This window comes from Saccharothrix coeruleofusca (assembly GCF_017876325.1).
Classification (GTDB): Bacteria; Actinomycetota; Actinomycetes; order Mycobacteriales; family Pseudonocardiaceae; genus Actinosynnema; species Actinosynnema coeruleofuscum.
Genome location: NZ_JAGINV010000001.1, coordinates 3904526 through 3922900 on the forward strand (window position 1 = coordinate 3904526; position 18375 = coordinate 3922900).

1 protein-coding gene is annotated in these 18375 nt (G+C 75.1%); it reads right to left on the reverse strand.

Features of this window, described 5'->3' with window-relative positions; translation table 11 throughout:
* Position 1: 1 nt before the first annotated feature.
* Positions 2 to 18367, reverse strand: a complete 18366-nt coding sequence (locus tag JOF41_RS37120) for a type I polyketide synthase (RefSeq protein WP_244989611.1) — start codon at positions 18365 to 18367, stop codon at positions 2 to 4.
* Positions 18368 to 18375: the final 8 nt, after the last annotated feature.

The window sequence follows — 18375 nt, forward strand, 5'->3', positions numbered from 1 at the left end:
TTCACCGGCCGGCACCGCCCAGCTCCCGGTTGATGAAGTCGAACAGCTCGTCGTCGTCGGCGTCCGCGATGAGCCGGCTCTGCTCGGAATGCCCACTTTGATCGGTGAGCGAGGCGGCCATCTTCTGGACCCGCCGCAGCACCTCGTTCCTGACCGCCTCGTCGACGCGGTTGTCCGCCGTCACCGCCGAGAGCACCTCCTCCAGCCGGTCGAGCTCGGCCAGCGCGGACTCGGCCTGGTCGGCGTCCGCGCCGAACATCGCCGTCCGCAGGTGGTCACGCAGCGCCAGCGGAGTCGGGTGGTCGTAGGTGAGCGTCGCGGGCAGCGTCAGCCCGGTCGCCGCGACGAGCCGGTTGCGCAGCTCGACCGCGGAGAGGGAGTCGAAACCCAGTTCGAGGAACGCCTTGGTCGGCGGCAGCTCCTCGGTCGAGCTGTGACCGAGCGCCTCGGCCACCTGCGTCCGCACCAACTCCAACAGCACGGCGTCACGCTCGTCCCCGTCCAGGGTGCCCAGTCGCGCCCAGGGCCCGGACCCGCCGCTGGGCTCGGCGAGCCGATCCGCCTCGGCGGCCACCGGGAACGCCGCCCGGTACTCGGGCAGGTCGCTGATCACCGCGCACTTGACGGTGCCCGCGGTCGCCTTGATGAACCGGCTCCAGTCGACGTGGGTCATGGCGATGTAGGTCTCGTCGTGGTCCAGCGCTCGCCGCAGTCCGGCCAGCGACTGGCCGGGATCCATCGGGTGCAGGCCCCGACGGCTCGCCCGGTCGGTCGCGCCGGTGTCGTCGGCCATGCCTGCGCCTGCCAGCAGGCCCCAGCCGATCGTCGTGGCGGGCAGACCGCGCGCCCGCCGGTGGTGGGCCAGGGCGTTGAGGAAGGCGTTGCCCGCCGCGTAGTGCGACTGGCCGGGCGAGCCGATGAGGCCGGCGGCCGAGGAGAACAGCACGAAGGCCGACAGGTCCAGGTCACGGGTCAGCTCGTGGAGGTTCCACGCCCCGTCCACCTTGGGCCGCAGCACGTTGTCCAGCCGGTCGAGGGTCAGCTCGGTGATGACGCCGTCGTTGGCCACCCCCGCGCTGTGGAACACGGCCGTCAACGGCAGGTCGGCGGGAAGATCGGCGAGCAGGGCCCGCACCTCGTCCCGATCGGCGACGTCGCAGGCGACGATGGTCACCGCGGACCCCAGGGCGGTGAGATCGGCTTCGAGCTCGACGGCGCCCGGCGCTTCCCGGCCCCGGCGGGAGGTGAGCACGAGGTGGGGTGTGCCCTGCTCGGCCAGCCAGCGCGCGGTGCGGGCGCCCAGGCCGGTGAGGCCGCCGGTGACCAGCACGCTGCCCGACGGTCGCCAGTTCCGCCGTCGCGGCTCGTCCGGGTCGGCGCGGACCAGCCTGCCGCCCAGGACGGCGCCGTCCCGCAGCGCTGCCTGCTCCCCGGTGCCGCCGTCACCCAGCAGGCGGATCAGCCCGGCCAGCGAGGCGTCGTCGGGGGTGCTCGGCAGGTCGACCAGACCGCCCCAGCGGTCGGGGCGCTCCAGTGCGAGGGTCCGTCCGAGACCCCACAGCAGGGCTTGGTCGGGGTGGTCGAGGCCGTCGCCGGGGACGACGTGCACCGCGCCCTGGGTCAGGCACCACAGGGGCGCGTCGATCGCGCGGTCCTCCAACGCCTGGACCAGGCTCACCGTGGCCGCCAGACCGACCGGCACGCCGGGGTGCCCCTGGACGCGGGCCTGCTCCGCCGCCAGCAACGAGACCACCCCGGCGAACGGCGGCTCACCGAGCCGGGTCGCCAGCGCGGCCCGGTCCAGCTGCTGCTCGCCGACCTCCAGGACGCGAACCTCGGCCCCGGCGGCGGTCATCGCCGCTTCGATGGGCGCTGCCCAGGCGTCGTCGCGGTGGCCGACGGGCACCACCAGCAACCAGGTGCCGGTGAGCGCGCCCTCGGGGCGGGTCGGCACGGGCCGCCAGCTCAACCGGTACCGCCAGCTGTCCAGCGTCGTCTTCTCGCGCAGGCCGACGCGCCACCGGGCCAGTGCGGGCAGCACGGCGCCGAGGCCGTCCCGTTCCTCTGTGGACAGCTCGGCGCTGAGCGCGTCGAGGTCGCCCTGCTCCACCAACCCCCAGAACCGGCTGTCCACGGCGTCCGGGTCGGCCGTTGTGGTGGCCGGAGCTTCCGGCGTGTCCGGCCAGTAGCGCCTGTGCTGGAACGCGTAGGTCGGCAGCGGGGTCCGCCCCGCGCCCGCCGCCGGGAACAGGGCGGGCCAGTCGACCTCGACCCCGACGGCGAACAGGGTGCCCAGCGCGGCGAGCACGGATTCGGTCTCGGAACGGCCTCGCCGGAGGCCGGGCACGGCGACGACGCCCTCACCGGTCGCGCACTCGCGGACCAGGCCGGTCAGGACCGCGTCCGGTCCCAGCTCCAGGAAGCGGGTCACCCCGCCCGCCCGGAGTTCGCCGACCATGTCGGCGAACCGCACCGCGTCCCGGACGTGCCGGACCCAGTACTCGGGGGTGGCCACGTCGCCGCTGGTCATCGGTATCCGCGGTGGCCGGAATTCCAGGGCGTCGAGCGCGGCCCGGAACTGCCCGAGCACGGGGTCCATCAGCGGGGAGTGGAAGGCGTGGCTGACGGTCAGCCGCTTCGTGCGGTACCCGGCGTCGGCGAGGCGTCGTCCGACATCGCCGACGGCGGACTCGGTGCCGGAGATGACCACCGACTCCGGGGAGTTGACCGCGGCGATCGAGACGGGCCCCGCCGCGCCGGCGAGCAGTGCGGCCACGACGTCCTCACCGGCGTTCACGGACAGCATGGCCCCGCCCGGTGCGAGCCCCTGCATGAGCCGGGCCCGCGTGGTCACCAACGCGCAGGCGTCGGTCAGCGACAGCACGCCCGACACGTGGGCGGCGGTGATCTCGCCGACGGAGTGGCCGGTGACGAAGTCGGGTCGGATGCCCCAGGACTCGAACAGCCGGAAGAGGGCCACTTCGATCGCGAACAGCGCGGGTTGGGCGAACTGCGTGGTGTTCAGCCGGGCGTCGTCCTCGTCGAGGACGATGCCCCGGAGCGCGGGGTCCAGTGCCGCGCACACGTCGTCGAACGCGGCGGCGAAGACCGGGAAGTGGCGGTGGAGCTCGCGGCCCATCCCGGCTCGTTGCGAGCCCTGACCGGTGAACACGACGGCCAGGCCACCGCTGCCCGCCACGCCGGTGGCGTCCGCGCCGGGCGCGGGGGTGTCGTCGGCGAAGGCCGCGAGTCGCTCGCGCAGTTGCTCGCGGTCGGCGGCGAGCACCACCGCCCGGTGGTCGTGGACCGCGCGGTCGGTCACCAGCGATCGCGCGACCTCGGCCAGCGTCAGTTCGGGCCGGTCGGTCAGGTGGGCGCGCAGCCGCGCCGCCTGGGCGCGCAGGGCCGCCCGCCCTCGGGCCGACAGCACCACTGGCTGCACCGGCCCGGGCTCGGTGCCCTCGTCCGGGGCGGGCGTCGTCGGCGGCGCGGGGAGGTCGTCGGGCGCTTGTTCCAGGATGATGTGCGCGTTGGTTCCGCTGAGGCTGAACGCGGAAACGCCCGCCCGGCGCGGACGGCCCTGTTCGGGCCAGTCGCGGGCCCGGTCCAGCAGTGCCACCCCGCCGGAGGACCAGTCGACCTCGGGTGACGGGGTCTGGGCGTGGAGGGTCATGGGCAGCAGGCCGTGCCGCATCGCCATGATCATCTTGATGGCTCCGGCGGCGCCCGCGGCGGCCTGCGAGTGGCCGATGTTCGACTTGACCGAACCCAGCCACAGGGGGTTGTCGGACTCGCGGTCGCGTCCGTAGGTGGCCAGCAGGGCCTGCGCCTCGATGGGATCGCCGAGCCTGGTCCCGGTGCCGTGTCCCTCCACCGCGTCGACCTCGCGGGCCGACAGCCCGGCGTTGGCCAGCGCGGCGCGGATGACCCGTTGCTGCGACGGGCCGCTGGGCGCGGTCAGGCCGTTGGAAGCGCCGTCCTGGTTGACCGCCGAGCCCGCCAGGACGGCCAGCACGCGGTGGCCGTTGCGGCGGGCGTCGGAGAGTCGTTCCAGCACGAGCAGGCCCACGCCCTCGGCCCAACCGGTGCCGTCCGCTCCGGCGCCGAAGGCCCGGCACCGACCGTCCGGGGACAGGCCCCGCTGCCGCGCCATCTCCACGAACATGGCGGGGGTGGCCATCGTGGCGACACCGCCCGCCAGCGCCAGCGAGCACTCGCCCGAGCGCAGCGCCTGGGCCGCCAGGTGCATGGCCACGAGCGAGGACGAGCAGGCCGTGTCGATGGAGACCGAAGGCCCCTCGAACCCGAACTCGTAGGACAGCCGCCCGGAGATGATGCTGGCCGCGTTGCCGGTCAGCACCCGGCCGCCGAAGTCGCGGGAGTCCTGGGCCAGCAGGGCCGGGTAGTCGCTCCCGTTCGCGCCCACGAACACCCCGACCGGGCCGCCGCGCAGGACGGTGGGGACGATGCCCGCGTTCTCGAACGACTCCCAGGCCGTCTCCAGCAGCAACCGCTGCTGCGGGTCGATGGCGATGGCCTCGCGCGGCGAGATGCCGAAGAAGTCGGAGTCGAACCCGGACAGGTGGCGGAGGAACCCGCCGCCCCTGGCGTAGGTCGTGCCCTGGCGTTCGGGATCGGGGTCGTAGAGGTGGGTCAGGTCCCAACCTCGGTCGACCGGGAAGCCGGTGATCGCGTCGCGGCCCTCGACCACCAGCCGCCACAGCTCGTCCGGCGAGTCCACCCCGCCGGGGTACCGGCAGGCCATGCCGACGATCACGATCGGGTCGTCACCGGTCGCGGTGACGCGCCCGGCCGGAGCGGCCCCGGTGGTGTCGGCCTCGTCCGGGTCGGCCTCGTCGCCCACCAGCGCGGACCGGACGAACGCGGCCAGCGCCTCGGGGGTGGGGTAGTCGAACACCAGCGTGGCGGGCAGCCGCAGCCCGGTGGCCGTGTTGAGCCGGTTGCGCAGCTCGACCGCGGTGAGCGAGTCGAACCCGACCTCGTGGAAGGCGCGGGTCATGTCGACCGAGGCGCCGCTGGGGTGGCCGAGCACGGCGGCGACCTGCTCGCGCACCAGTTCGCCGATGGCCTTGACCTGGTCGGCGGCGGAGGAACCGGCCAGTCGCGCCACCTGCGGTCCGGCGACCGACGAGCGCGCCGCGCGCCGGGCCGGACGCCGCACCAGGCCGCGTAGCAGGGCGGGCACCGTGCCCGCCGACCGCACGGCGGCCAGGTCGAGGCGAGCGGCCATCACGTTCGGCCGGGCCAGGTCGGCCGCGGCGGCCAGCAGTTCGAGGCCCTGGGCCGTCGCCATCGGCAACATCCCGCCCCGCCCCATCCGAGCCACGTCGGTCCGGCTGAGGTTCTCGGTCATCCCGCTGTCCTCGCCCCACCAGCCCCAGCTGATCGAGACGGCGGGGAGGCCGTGGCGGTGCCGCTGGACGGCCAGCGCGTCGAGGAAGGCGTTGGCGGCGGCGTAGTTGGCCTGGCCCGGTGCGCCGAAAGGCGCGGCGGAGGAGGAGAACAGCACGAACGCGGAGAGGTCCAGTTCACGGGTCAGCTCGTGCAGGTGCCACGCGCCGTCGACCTTGGGCGCCAGCACCGCGTCGACCCGGTCGCTGGTCAGGGCGTCGAACACGCCGTCGTCCAGCACTCCGGCGCAGTGCACCACCGCGGTGAGCGGGAACTCGGGCCGCACCGAACCCACCACGGCCGCGACCTGCTCGCGGTCGGCGACGTCGCAGGCCAGGACGCTGACCACGGCGCCGAGTTCGGCCAGTTCGGCGGCGAGCCGGGCGGTCCGGGGCGAGTCGGGCCCCTGCCGGGAGGTCAGCAGCAGGTGTCGCGCGCGGTGCTCGGTGACGAGGTATCGGGCCACGTGCCCGGCGAGCACACCCGAGGCGCCGGTGATCAGCACGGTCCCGGCCGACCACGGGGTGGCGTGCGCGGTGTCGGCGGTCGCCAGGCGGGCCAGCCGTGGTGCCCGGAGCGCGCCGTCGCGCACCGAGACCTCCGGCTCACCCGACTCCACGGCCGCGTGCAGCGCCGCGGTGGTGATCGTGTCGGCGTCACCCTCGACCAGGACGATGCGGTCGGGGTTCTCCGACTGCGCCGAGCGCAGCAGGCCCCGCACCGCCGCGCCGGTCAGGCTGTCGGTCGTGACGACCGCCAGCCGCGAGGACTCCCAACCGGGATCGGCCAGCCACAGCTGCACCGCACGCAGCACGTCGTTCACCGCCGCGTGGACGTCGTCGGTGACGGCGAGCCCCTCCCCCGGCACCGACACCGCCACGAGGGGCGGAACCTCGGTTCCCCGGTCCCGCCCGGACACCAGCTCGGCGAGCTGGATCGGGCCGTCCAGCACGGTGATCCCGGAGCGGGGCGCGGTGTCGTCGACGCGGCCGCACTCGACCCAGCCGATCTCGAACAGCGAGTCGTCGCGGGAAGCGGCGGCGGCGCGGAGCCGGTCAGCGGACACCGAGCGCGAGGACAACGCCGCCACGCTGAAGACCGGGGCGCCGGTGTCGTCGAAGGCGTCCAGGGCGACCGTGTCGGTGGCCACCGGTCGGACCCGGACGCGCAGCGCGGTCGCGCCCGAGGCGAACAGCCGCGCTCCCGCCCAGGAGAACGGCACCAGCCCCTGGGGGGTTTCGGAGGTGAGGGCCCGCAGCACGCCGCCGTGCAGACCGGCGTCCAGCAGCGCCGGGTGCACGCCGAAGCGCTCGACGTCGGTCCCGCCGCTGGGCAACTCCACCTCGGCGTAGAGCTCCGCGCCGCGCCGCCAGCAGGCCACCAGCCCCTGGAACGTCGGCCCGTAGTCGTGGCCCGCCCCGGCGAACAGCTCGTACGCGCTCGCGACGTCGACGACCTCGGCTCCCGGTGGCGGCCACTCGGTGAGCGGATCGGGGTCCGGTGCGCTCCGCGCGGCGGACACCGCTCCGGTGGCGTGCCGCGTCCAGGGGGTGTCGGCGTCGCCGTCCGGGCGGGCGGAGATCGTCATCTTCCGGTGGCCCCCCTCGTCGGGGGCTTCCACCAGGATTTGCAGCGCGACCGCGCCCGTCGCGGGGATCAGCAGGGGGGACTCGATCGTCAGCTCGTCCAGCAGGTCGCAGCCGACCTGCTCGGCGGCCCGCAGCGCCAGGTCCACGAAGGCGGTGCCGGGCAGCAGGGCCTGCTCGAACAGCACGTGCTCGCGCAGCCACGGCTGGGTCCGCGGCGCGAGCCTGCCGGTCAGCAGCACCGCTTCCCCGCCCGCCACCTCCACACCGGCCAGCAGCAGCGGGTGGTCGAGCGGATCGAGGCCGACCGCGGCGAGATCGGCGGGCGGCTCGGGGGCGTCGAGCCAGTACCGCTGGTGCTGGAACGCGTAGGTGGGCAGTGGGGTGCGCCGAGCTCCGGTGCCGTCGAACAGGGCAGGCCAGTCGACCTCCACGCCGGCGGCGAACAGCGCGCCGAGTCCGGTGAGCGCCGTGTCGGCTTCGTCGTGGTCCCGGCGCATGCTGGGGACCGCGACGACGTCCGGCTCGTCGAGGCACTGGCGGATCGCGCCGGTCAGGGGCGCGTCGGGACCGATCTCGAGGAACCGCGTGACGCCCGCGCCGTGCAGTTCGGCCACCCTGTCGGCGAACCGCACCGTGTCCCGCACGTGCCGCACCCAGTACTCCGGGTCGGTCACCTCGTCGCCGCCCACCATCGGGATGCGGGGCGGTTGGAACGCCAGGCCACCGACCAAGGCGCGGAACTCGTCGAGCATCGGGTCCATCAGCGGCGAGTGGAACGCGTGGCTGACGACGAGCCGCTTCGCCCGGTGCCCGTCCTCGGTCAGGCGCCGCACGATCCGGGTGACGGCGGGCTCGAGCCCGGAGAGCACCACCGAACCGGGGGTGTTGACCGCCGCGATCGACACCGCTCCGGCGTGCTCGGAGACCAGCGGGGCGACCACCTGCTCGCCCGCGGTCACCGAGACCATCACACCGCCGGGCTCCAGCCGCGCCATCAGCCTGCCCCGCTCGGACACCAGCAGGCACGCGTCCGGCAGCGACAGCACGCCCGCGACGTGCGCGGCCGCGATCTCGCCCACTGAATGACCGGTGAGGAAGTCCGGCCGGACACCCCAGGACTCGAACAGCCGGAACAGCGCCACCTCGACCGCGAACAGCGCGGGCTGGGCGATCCGCGTGGCGTCGAGCCGGTCGCGCCCGTCGCCGAGGACGGCCTCCCGGACCTCGGGGTCCAACTGCTCGCACACCTGGTCGAACGCGGCCGCGAAGACCGCGAACCGCCGGTGCAGCAGCGAGCCCATGCCGGGGTGCTGCGCGCCCTGACCGGTGAACACCATCGCCAGCGAGCCCCGCCGGGCCACCCCGGCTCCCTCTCCCCCGCGCGCGAACGCCGCCAACCGCTCCAGGGCCTGCTCGCGGTCGCGGGCGAGCAGGACCACCCGGTGGTCGTGGTGCGCCCGGTCGGCCACCAGGGAGTGGGCCACATCCGCCAACGCCACGTCGGGCCGGTCGCGCAGGTGGGACTCCAGTCGATCGGCCTGCCCCCGCAGTGCCGCCTGCCCTCGGGCCGACAGCACGAGCGGCCACGCGGGTGGGGTCGCCGCGGGGGCAGGGGCGTTGTCGGGGGTCGGGGCGGTGGGCTCGGCCGGGGGCTGTTCCAGGATGAGGTGCGCGTTGGTCCCGCTGACGCCGAAGGAGGACACCCCGGCCCGGCGGGGCCTGCCCCGATCCGGCCACTCCCGAGCCCGGTCGAGCAGCGCGACCGCGCCCGAGGACCAGTCCACCCGTGGCGACGGGGTTTCCGCGTGCAGGGTCTTGGGCATGACCCCGTGCCGCATCGCCATGATCATCTTGATCGTGCCCGCGATGCCCGCCGCCGCCTGGGTGTGGCCGATGTTGGACTTGATCGACCCCAGCCACAGCGGCGCGTCCTCGGCGCGCTCGCTGCCGTAGGTGGCCAGCAGCGCCTGGGCTTCGATCGGATCGCCCAGCCGGGTTCCCGTGCCGTGCCCCTCGACCACGTCCACGTCGGAGGCGGACAACCCGGCGTTGGCCAGGGCCTGGCGGATCACGCGCTGCTGGGACGGACCGTTGGGGGCGGTCAGCCCGTTCGACGCGCCGTCCTGGTTCAGCGCCGAGCCCGCCACCAGCGCCAGCACCTGGTGCCCGTTGCGCCGCGCGTCGGACAGCCGCTCCAGCACCACCAGGCCCACGCCTTCGGACCAGCCGGTGCCGTCCGCGTCCGCGCCGTAGGCCCGGCACCGGCCGTCCGGGGCGTTCGCGCGCAGCCTGCTGTACTCGACGTACAGCTCGGGCGAGGCCATCACCGTCACACCGCCCGCCAGCGCCAGGGAGCACTCGCCCGACCGCAGCGCCTGCGCCGCGAGGTGCATGCTGACCAGCGACGACGAGCACGCCGTGTCCACCGTCACGGCGGGGCCCTCGAAGCCGAACTCGTAGGCCACCCGACCCGACGCGATGCTGCCCGCGCTGCCGTTGCCCAGGTAGCCCTCGAACTCCTCGGGCTTGGTGCGCAGCCGCGAGTTGTAGTCGTGGTACATCAGCCCGACGAACACGCCGGTCGGGCCGCCCCGCAGCGAGGTCGGGTCGATGCCCGCGTTCTCCAGGGACTCCCAGGCCGTTTCCAGCAGCAGCCGCTGCTGCGGGTCGATCGTGATCGCCTCGCGCGGCGAGATGCCGAAGAACTCGGGGTCGAACTGGTGGGCGTCGTAGAGGAAGCCGCCCTCACGGGTGTAGGTGGTCCCGAAGTGGTCGGGGTCCGGGTGGTAGAGCTCGTCCAGGTTCCAGCCCCGGTCGGCGGGGAAGGGGCCGATCACATCCCGCCCCTGCGCGACGAGGTCCCACAGCTCGTCGGGCGAGCTCACCCCGCCGGGGAAGCGGCAGGCCATGCCCACGATCGCGATCGGGTCGTCCCCGGTCCCGGCCGCCGCCGCGGTGGTCGTCGGCCGGGCCGGGGCGGCCGCCTCGCCGCCGACCTCGCCCCGCACGAACTCGATCAGGGCGGCCGGGGAGGGGTGGTCGAAGATCAGCGTGGCGGGCAGCCGCAGCCCGGTCACCGCGGTGAGCCGGTTGCGCAGCTCCACCGCGGTCAGCGAGTCGAACCCCAGTGCGGTGAAGGGCTGCCGGTCGTCGATGGCGTTGGCCGAGGAGTGCCCGAGCACGGCCGCCGCGTGGGTGCGCACCAGCTCGGCGACGGCCCGGTCGCGCTCGGCCGGTTCCAGCGCCGCCAGGCCCTCGCGAGATCCGGTCCCACCGGCCAGGTGGGGTTCGACGACCCGCCGCGCCGGACGGCGCACCAGCCCGCGCAGCAGTCCCGGCACCGTGGCCGCGGTGGACATGCCCGCGAGGTCGAACGGGGCGGCGATGACGCGGCCCTGCCTGCGGACGGCCGCGTCGAACAGGGCGAGACCGAAGTCGTTGTCCACCGGGCGGATGCCGGTGCGGGCCATCCTGGCCCGGTCCTGGGCTCCGAGGTGGCTGCCCATCCCGCTGGCCTGGGCCCACCACCCCCAGGCGATCGACACCGCGGGCAGGCCCAGCCTGCGCCGGTGGTCGGCCAGCTCGTCCAGGAACGCGTTGGCCGCCGAGTAGTTCGCCTGGCCCGCGGTGCCGAACGCCGACGCGGCCGAGGAGAACAGCACGAACGCCGACAGCTCGGCGTCACGGGTGGCCTCGTGCAGGTGCCAGGCGGCGTCCACCTTGGGCCGCAGCACCGCGTCCACCCGGTCGGGGGTCAGCGACCCCAGGGTCGCGTCGTCGAGCACCCCCGCGCAGTGCACCACGGCGCTGAGCGGGAACTCCGGCGGCAGCGAGCCGACGAGGTCCGCCACCTCCTGGCGCACGGCCAGGTCACACGCGACCACCCGGACCGAGGCGCCCGCCCCGGTCAGCCGCTCGACCAGCTCACCGGCACCGGGAGCGGCGGAACCCCGCCGCGACACCAGCAGCAGCCGCCGCACCCCGCACTCGGTGACGAGGTGCTCGGCCACCAGGCCGGCCAGCACTCCGGAGGCTCCCGTCAGCAGCACGGTTCCCGTGCCCCACACCGAGGGCTGCTCGCCCCGCGCGGGCTCGTCGGGACCGGGGGGCACCTCGGCGGCGGCTCTGGTCAGCCGGGGCGACCACAGCCGTCCGTCCCGGACCGACACCTCCGGCTCACCCGACGCGATCGCGGCCCGGACGAGCGCCTCCGCCGACCGCGCCCCGACCGGCTCCGAATCGGCGAACGCCCGCTCGACGAGCACCACCCGCTCCGGGTTCTCCGACTGCGCGGAGCGCACCAGGCCGCCTACCGCCGCGCCCACGAGCCCGCCGCCGGTCACCACGACCAGCCGCGACCGCTCCCACCGGGCATCGGTGAGCCAGTCCTGCAGCACCCGCAACGTGCCGTTCACGGCGGTGTGCGTCGATTCGACCACCGACTCGGGTGTCGGGAGGTCGGGAACGCGCAGCACCACCAGGTCGGGCAGCGGCGCGCCACCGTCCACCGCCGAGCCCAGGGCGGCCAGGTCGGGGTGGACCCGCGCGTCGACCGCGCGCTCCTCCTCCGACGGCGCGGTCCGCGCCCGGTCGAACGGCGTCACCCAGCCGATCGATCCTCCGGCGCTCGCCTGCGAACCGGCATCGGCCGACCCGCACCGCACCCAGCCCAGCTCGAACAGCGCGTCGCCGTGCGCGGTGTCGACCTCGCGCAGCTGCTCGGCGGACACCTCGCGGGCCACCAGGGAGTCCACCCTCAGCACCGGTCGGCCGGTGGTGTCGAACCCGTCCACCGACCACGAGGACGGCCCCGTCGGGGAGAACACGAGCCGCAGCGCCGCGGCACCCGAGGCGAGCAGCCGCACCCCGGACCACAGGAAGGGCGCCCGCACGCCGGGGGCCTGGTCGGTCCGCGACGAGTCGAGCTGGTCCACGGCGAGGCTGTGCTGGCCGGTGTCCATCAGGGCCGGGTGCAGGCCGAAGCGCGCCGCGTCGGCCGCGAGCCCCTCGGGCAGCTCCGCCTCGGCGAAGACCTGATCACCCCTCCGCCACGCCCGGCGCAGGCCGGTGAAGGCGGGGCCGTAGTGGTAACCGAGCGCGCCGAGCCGCTCGTACGCCCCGGCGACGTCCAGTTCGGTCGCCCCGGTCGGCGGCCAGGTCGAGTCCGTCGGCCACGGCGCGGGCTCCGGGTCGTCGCCGGGCACCGCGCTCGCCAGCGCGTGCCGCGTCCACGAAGCGCCCGCGGCCTCGCCGGGTTCCGCCTGCCGGGAGTAGATCTCCAGGGTGCGGCGGCCGTCGCCGTCGGGAGCGCCGACGAGCACTTGGACCGTCACGTCGTGCCCGCTCGGCAGGACCAGCGGCGCCTCGAGGGTCAGCTCCTCCAGCAGGCCCAGGCCCGCCTCGTCGGCCGCGCGGATCGCCAGCTCCAGGAACGCCGTCCCCGGCAGCAGCGGCCGGTCGAACAGCGCGTGGTCGACCAGCCAGGGGTGGACGCGCGACGAGAGCCTGCTGGTGAACAGCAAGCCCGCGTCCCCCGCCAGCGCCACCTTGGCGCCGAGCAGCGGGTGGTCGACCCCTTCGAGGCCGCTGGCGGCCAGGTCGCCCGGCGCGGACGCCGACGCCGTCGGCCAGTAGCGCTGCCGTTGGAAGGCGTAGGTCGGCAGGTCGACCCGCCGCGCCCCGGTGCCCGCGAAGACCGCGGACCAGTCCACGGTGAGCCCGGCCCGCCACGCGGCGGCCACCGACCGCAGGAACACGTCCGGGTCGCTCTCGCCGCGGCGGAGGGTCGCCAGCGCGGTCACCTCGACGTCGCGCTCCTCGGCGGTCTCCTGGATCGCGGGGGCCAGCAGCGGGTGCGGGGCCACCTCCAGCAGCACGCGGTACTGGTCGGCCAGCAGCACGGCGACGGTGTCGTGGAAGCGCACCGGCCGCACGAGGTTGGTCAACCAGTACCGGCCGTCGAGCTCGGGGCCCTCCACCCGGCGGGCCAGCGTCGTGGAGTAGTACGGCACCGAGGCGGTCGCCGGGCGGATGTCGGTCAGCAGCGCGAGGAGCTCGTCCTCGACCACCGCCATGTGCGGGGAGTGCGTCGGGTAGTCCATCGGGATGGGACGCGCGCGGACACCGGCGGCCTCGTACTCGGCCCGCAGCGCGGCCACTCGGTCGGCCGGACCGGTCAGCACGACCGATCGCGGCCCGTTGACCGCGCTGACGTGCACGTCGGCCAGCCGCTCGACCCGTTCGCGCACCCGCTCGACCGGCAGCCCGACCCAGAGCGTGGCGTACCCGCTCAGCCCGTCGGACACGCGCGCCCGCGCGGTCAGGACCCTGGCCGCGTCGGCGAGGGTGAGGATGCCCGCGACGTGCGCGGCCGCGACCTCCCCCACCGAGTGCGCGATCACCGCGGCGGGCACCACCCCGTGGGAGAGCCACAGCCGGGCGAGCGAGACCATGACCGCGAACAGCGCGGGCTGGACCTGCTCGGCGTGGTCCAGGTCGTCCGCGCCCGCCAGCAGATCGCGCAGGGTGCGGCCGTGCCAGTCCACGTGCGGCGCGAGCGCCGCCTCGCACTCCGCCATGGACGCGGCGAAGACCGGCGAGGAGTCCCACAGCCGCAGGGCCATCCCGGCGTACTGCCCGCCCTGGCCGGGGAAGACGAACACCGGATCGGTGCTGCCGGAGCCGACGGGTCCGGTGACCGGGGTGGTGCCCGACGCCAGGTCGTCCAGCCCGGACAGCAGTTCGGCGAGGTCGCCGCCGAGCACCACGGCCCGGTGGTCCAATGAGGACCGGGTGCCCGCCAGCGAGAACGCCACGTCGGCCAGCTCCGCCGGACCGGTGGCCCCCAGCGCCAGCAGGTGCTCGCGCAACCGCTGCGCCTGACCGCGCAGCGCGGCTTCACCGCGACCGCTGAGCGGCAGCGGCAGCACCTTCGGCGCGTGGGACCGGTCCGCCGGTTCGTCCTCGGGTTCCGGGGCCGGAGCCTGCTCCACGATGACGTGCGCGTTGGTCCCGCTCGCCCCGAACGACGACACCGCAGCCCGCCGGGGACGCCCGGTCGTCGGCCACGGCCGGGCGTCGACGAGCAGCCGGACGTTCGCGCTCTCCCAGTCGACGTGCTCCGAGGGCCGGTCCGCGTGCAGGGTCCTGGGCAGCAGGCCGTGCCGCATCGCCATGATCATCTTGATGACGCTGCCGACCCCGGCCGCCGCCTGGGTGTGGCCGATGTTGGACTTGAGCGAGCCCAACCAGAGGGGGTCGCCCTCCCGCCGGTCCCGGCCGTACACCGCCTGCAACGCCTCGACCTCGATCGGGTCGCCGAGCACCGTGCCGGTGCCGTGCCCGTCCACGGCGTCCACCTCGTCGGGCCGCACGCCCGCGTTGGCCAGCGCCTGTCGCACGACCCGCTGCTGGGAGGGGCCGTTGGGCGCGGTCAGGCCGTTGGAGGCGCCGTCCTGGTTGATCGCCGAGCCGCGGAGCACGGCGAGCACGGGGTGGCCGTTCCGGCGGGCGTCGGAGAGCCGCTCCAGCACCAGCAGGCCCGCGCCCTCGGCGAAACCGGTCCCGTCGGCGTCCGCTCCGAACGCCTTGCAGCGGCCGTCGGCGGACAGCCCCTGCTTGTCGAACTCCTGCAGGTCGACCGGGGTGGCCATGACGGTGGCCCCGCCCGCCAGCGCCAGCGCGCACTCCCCGGACCGCAGCGCCTGCGCGGCCAGGTGCATCGCCACCAGCGATGACGAGCAAGCCGTGTCGACGGTCAGCGCGGGCCCTTCCAGGCCGAACTGGTAGGAGACCCGCCCGGCGAGCACCGCGGCGGAGGTCCCGGTGAGCAGGTAGCCGTCGGCCAGCTCGGCGCTGCCCAGCAGCAGGTCCGCGTAGTCCTGGTCGCTGGTGCCGACGAACACGCCGGTCCGGCTGCCCCGCAACGACTTCGGGTCGATCCCGCTCCGCTCCAGCGCTTCCCAGGTCAGTTCCAGCAGCAGCCGCTGCTGCGGGTCCATCGAGGCCGCCTCGCGCGGCGAGATGCCGAAGAACCCCGCGTCGAACCACGCCACGTCGTCGAGGAACCCACCGCCGCGCACGTGGGTGGCGCCCTGCCGCGCCGCGTCCGGGTGCAGCAGGGCGTCCAGGTCCCAGCCCCGGTCGGTCGGCAGTCCCGACACCGCGTCGCGCCCGCCGTCCACCAGCTCCCAGAGCTGCTCGGGCGAGCCGACGCCACCGGGGTAGCGGCAGGCCATGCCGACCACGACGATCGGGTCGGCGGACGCGGCGGGGGTGGCGGTCGCGCCGGGCTCCTCGTCGGCCGCGCCGGTCACCAGCGCGACCAGGTACGCCGCCAGGGCGGCGGGCGTGGGGTAGTCGAAGGCCAGGGTGCCGGGCAGCCGGAGGTCGAGCGCCGCGTTCAGCCGGTCCCGCAGCTCCACCGCCGCGAGCGAGCTGAAGCCCAGGTCCTGGAAGGTGCGCTCGACGTCGACAGCGGCAGGCGAGTCGTGGCCCAGCACCAGGGCGATCGAGGTCCGCACCAGATCGCTCATGACCCGGCGCTGGTCCACGACGGCCAGCACGTCCGCGACCCGAGCGCCGGTGGTCGGCTCGGGCGCGGCGGCTGAGGGCGGGGCCGAGGGAGCCGGGGCGGCGGAGCCGTCGCGCGGCAGCCAGTGCCGGTGCCGCTGGAAGGCGTAGGTCGGCAGGTCCACCCGCCCGCCGCCGTCGGGGAACAGCGCCGCCCAGTCCACCTCGCCGCCGCCCGCGAAGAGGCGACCGGCCGCGGTGAGCAGGGCGACGGCCTCGGACCGGTCACGGCGGGATGCGGCCACGGCCGTCACCCGCCGGTCGTCGGGCAGGCATTCCCGGACCATGGCCGAGAGCGTCGCGTCCGGTCCCAGCTCCAGGAACCGGGTGACCCCCCGCTCGTGCAGGGTGGCCACGCCGTCGGCGAAGCGCACCTGCTCGCGCGCCTGGCGGACCCAGTACTCGGGCTTGCCGAGCGTGGCCGCGTCGACCAGGGCACCGGTCAGCGTGGACACCACCGGGATGTCGGGCGCGCCGAAGGCGAGTCCGGCGACGACGGCCCGGAAGTCGTCGAGCATCGGGTCCATCAGCTCCGAGTGGAACGCGTGGCTGGTCGTGAGCCGACGGGTCCGGTAGCCGGCGGCGGCGAGCCGGGCCACGACCTGCGCCACCGGTTCCTCCGCCCCGGACAGCACGACCGAGCCGGGGCTGTTCACCGCCCCCACGGACACCCCTGGCGCGGCCGCGACCAGCGGGGCCACCACGTCGAGGGCGGCGTTCACCGCGACCATGGCGCCGCCCTCCGGCAGCGCCTGCATCAACCGGCCGCGCGCCACGACCATGCGACCGGCGTCGGCGAGGGACAGCACGCCCGCCACGTGCGCGGCGCTGATCTCGCCGATCGAGTGGCCCGCGACGAACTCGGGCCGGATGCCCATCCACCGGACGAGCCGGAACAGGGCGACCTCGAAGGCGAACAGCGCGGGCTGGGCGTGTTCGGTGCGGTCCAGCGCTGGACCGCCCTCCCACATCAGCTCGCGCAGCGACCGGCCCAGCAGCTCGTCGAGCACCCCGCAGACCTCGTCCAGCGCCGAGTCGAACACCGGGTACCGCGCCGCCAGCTCGCGCCCCATTCCGCCGCGCTGGGCACCCTGACCGGTGAAGACGACCGCCAGGCGGCCCTCCGCCGCCCGGCCGACGTGCACCGCGGCGCTTTCCGCGCCCTCGGCCAGCGCGGACAGACCGGCCAGCAGGGCCGCCCTGTCCTCGGCGACCACCACCGCGCGGTCGGCCAGCGCGGCGCGGGTGGTGACCAGGCTCCGCCCGATGTCGGCGGGCTCCAGCTCCGGGTGGCGCTCGACGAAGGAGCGCAGCTGCTCGGCCTGGCCGCGCAGCCCGGCGGCGCCCCGACCCATCACCACGAACGGCCAGGGACCGGTGTCGGCCCGCCGCACCGGCACGGAGGTGGCCGCGACCGGGTCGTCGGGGGCCTGCTCCAGGACGACGTGGGCGTTGGTGCCGCTGATCCCGAACGACGACACCGCGGCGCGCCGGGGGCGGCCCCGGTCGGGCCACCGCCGAGGGTCGGTGAGGAGCCGGACCGTGCCCGCCGACCAGTCCACGTGGGACGTCGGCCGCTGGGCGTGCAGCGTCCTGGGCAACTCCCCGTTGCGCATGGCCATGACCATCTTGATCACACCACCGACGCCCGCCGCGGCCTGCGGGTGCCCGATGTTGGACTTCAACGATCCGACCCACAGCGGCGTGTCCGCCGTCCGCTCCCGGCCGTAGGTGGCCAGCAGGGCCCTGGCCTCGATCGGGTCCCCCAGCCTGGTGCCGGTGCCGTGCGCCTCGACCGCGTCGATGTCGGTCGAGGACACCCCGGCGTTGGCCAGCGCGGCCCGGATCACCTGGCGCTGGGCCGCGCCGCTCGGCGCGGTGAGGCCGTTGGAGGCGCCGTCCTGGTTGAGGGCGGACCCGGTCACCAGGGCCAGCACCTGGTGGCCGTTGCGCTGGGCGTCGGACAGCCGCTCGACCACGAGCACGCCGACGCCCTCACCCCAGCCCATGCCGTCGGCCTCGTCGCTGAAGGCCTTGCACCGGCCGTCCGGGGCGATTCCGCGCTGCCGGGCGAACTCGATCAGCGACGCCGGACCCGACATGATCGTCGCCCCGCCGACCAGGGCGAGCGAGCACTCCCGCGAGCGCAGCGCCTGGGTGGCCAGGTGCAGCGCGACCAGCGAGGAGGAGCACGCCGTGTCCACCGTGACCGCAGGCCCTTGCAGGCCGAACGCGTAGGACAGCCGTCCGGAGACGACGCTGGCGATGTTGCCGGTGAGCGTGTAGCCCTCGTAGGTCGACGGCACGGTGCGCAGCGAGATGTAGTCCTGGTAGCTGACGCCGACGTACACGCCGGTCTGGCTCCCCCGCACCGCGTCGGCGCTGATCCCCGCTCGTTCCAGGGCCTCCCACGAGGTCTCCAGGAGCAGCCGCTGGTGCGGGTCCATCACGGTGGCTTCGCGCGGGGGGATGGCGAAGAAGTCGTGGTCGAACAGGTACGGCGACCGCAGGAAACCGCCGCCCCGCGAGTAGGTCCGGCCCACCTTCTCCGGGTCGGGGTCGTAGAGCTCGTCCAGGTTCCAGCCGCGGTCGGTCGGGTAGCCGGACACCGCGTCGGTGCCGTCGGCCACGAGCCGCCACAGGGCTTCGGGACTGTTGGCGTCACCGGGGTAGCGGCAGGCCATGCCGACGATGGCGATCGGCTCCCGGTTCCGCGCCTCGACCTCGCCGAGCCGCTGCCGGATCCGCTCGTTCTCCTTGAGCGCGTTGCGCAGCGCGTCAACGAGCTCGTTCATGGAGGCGG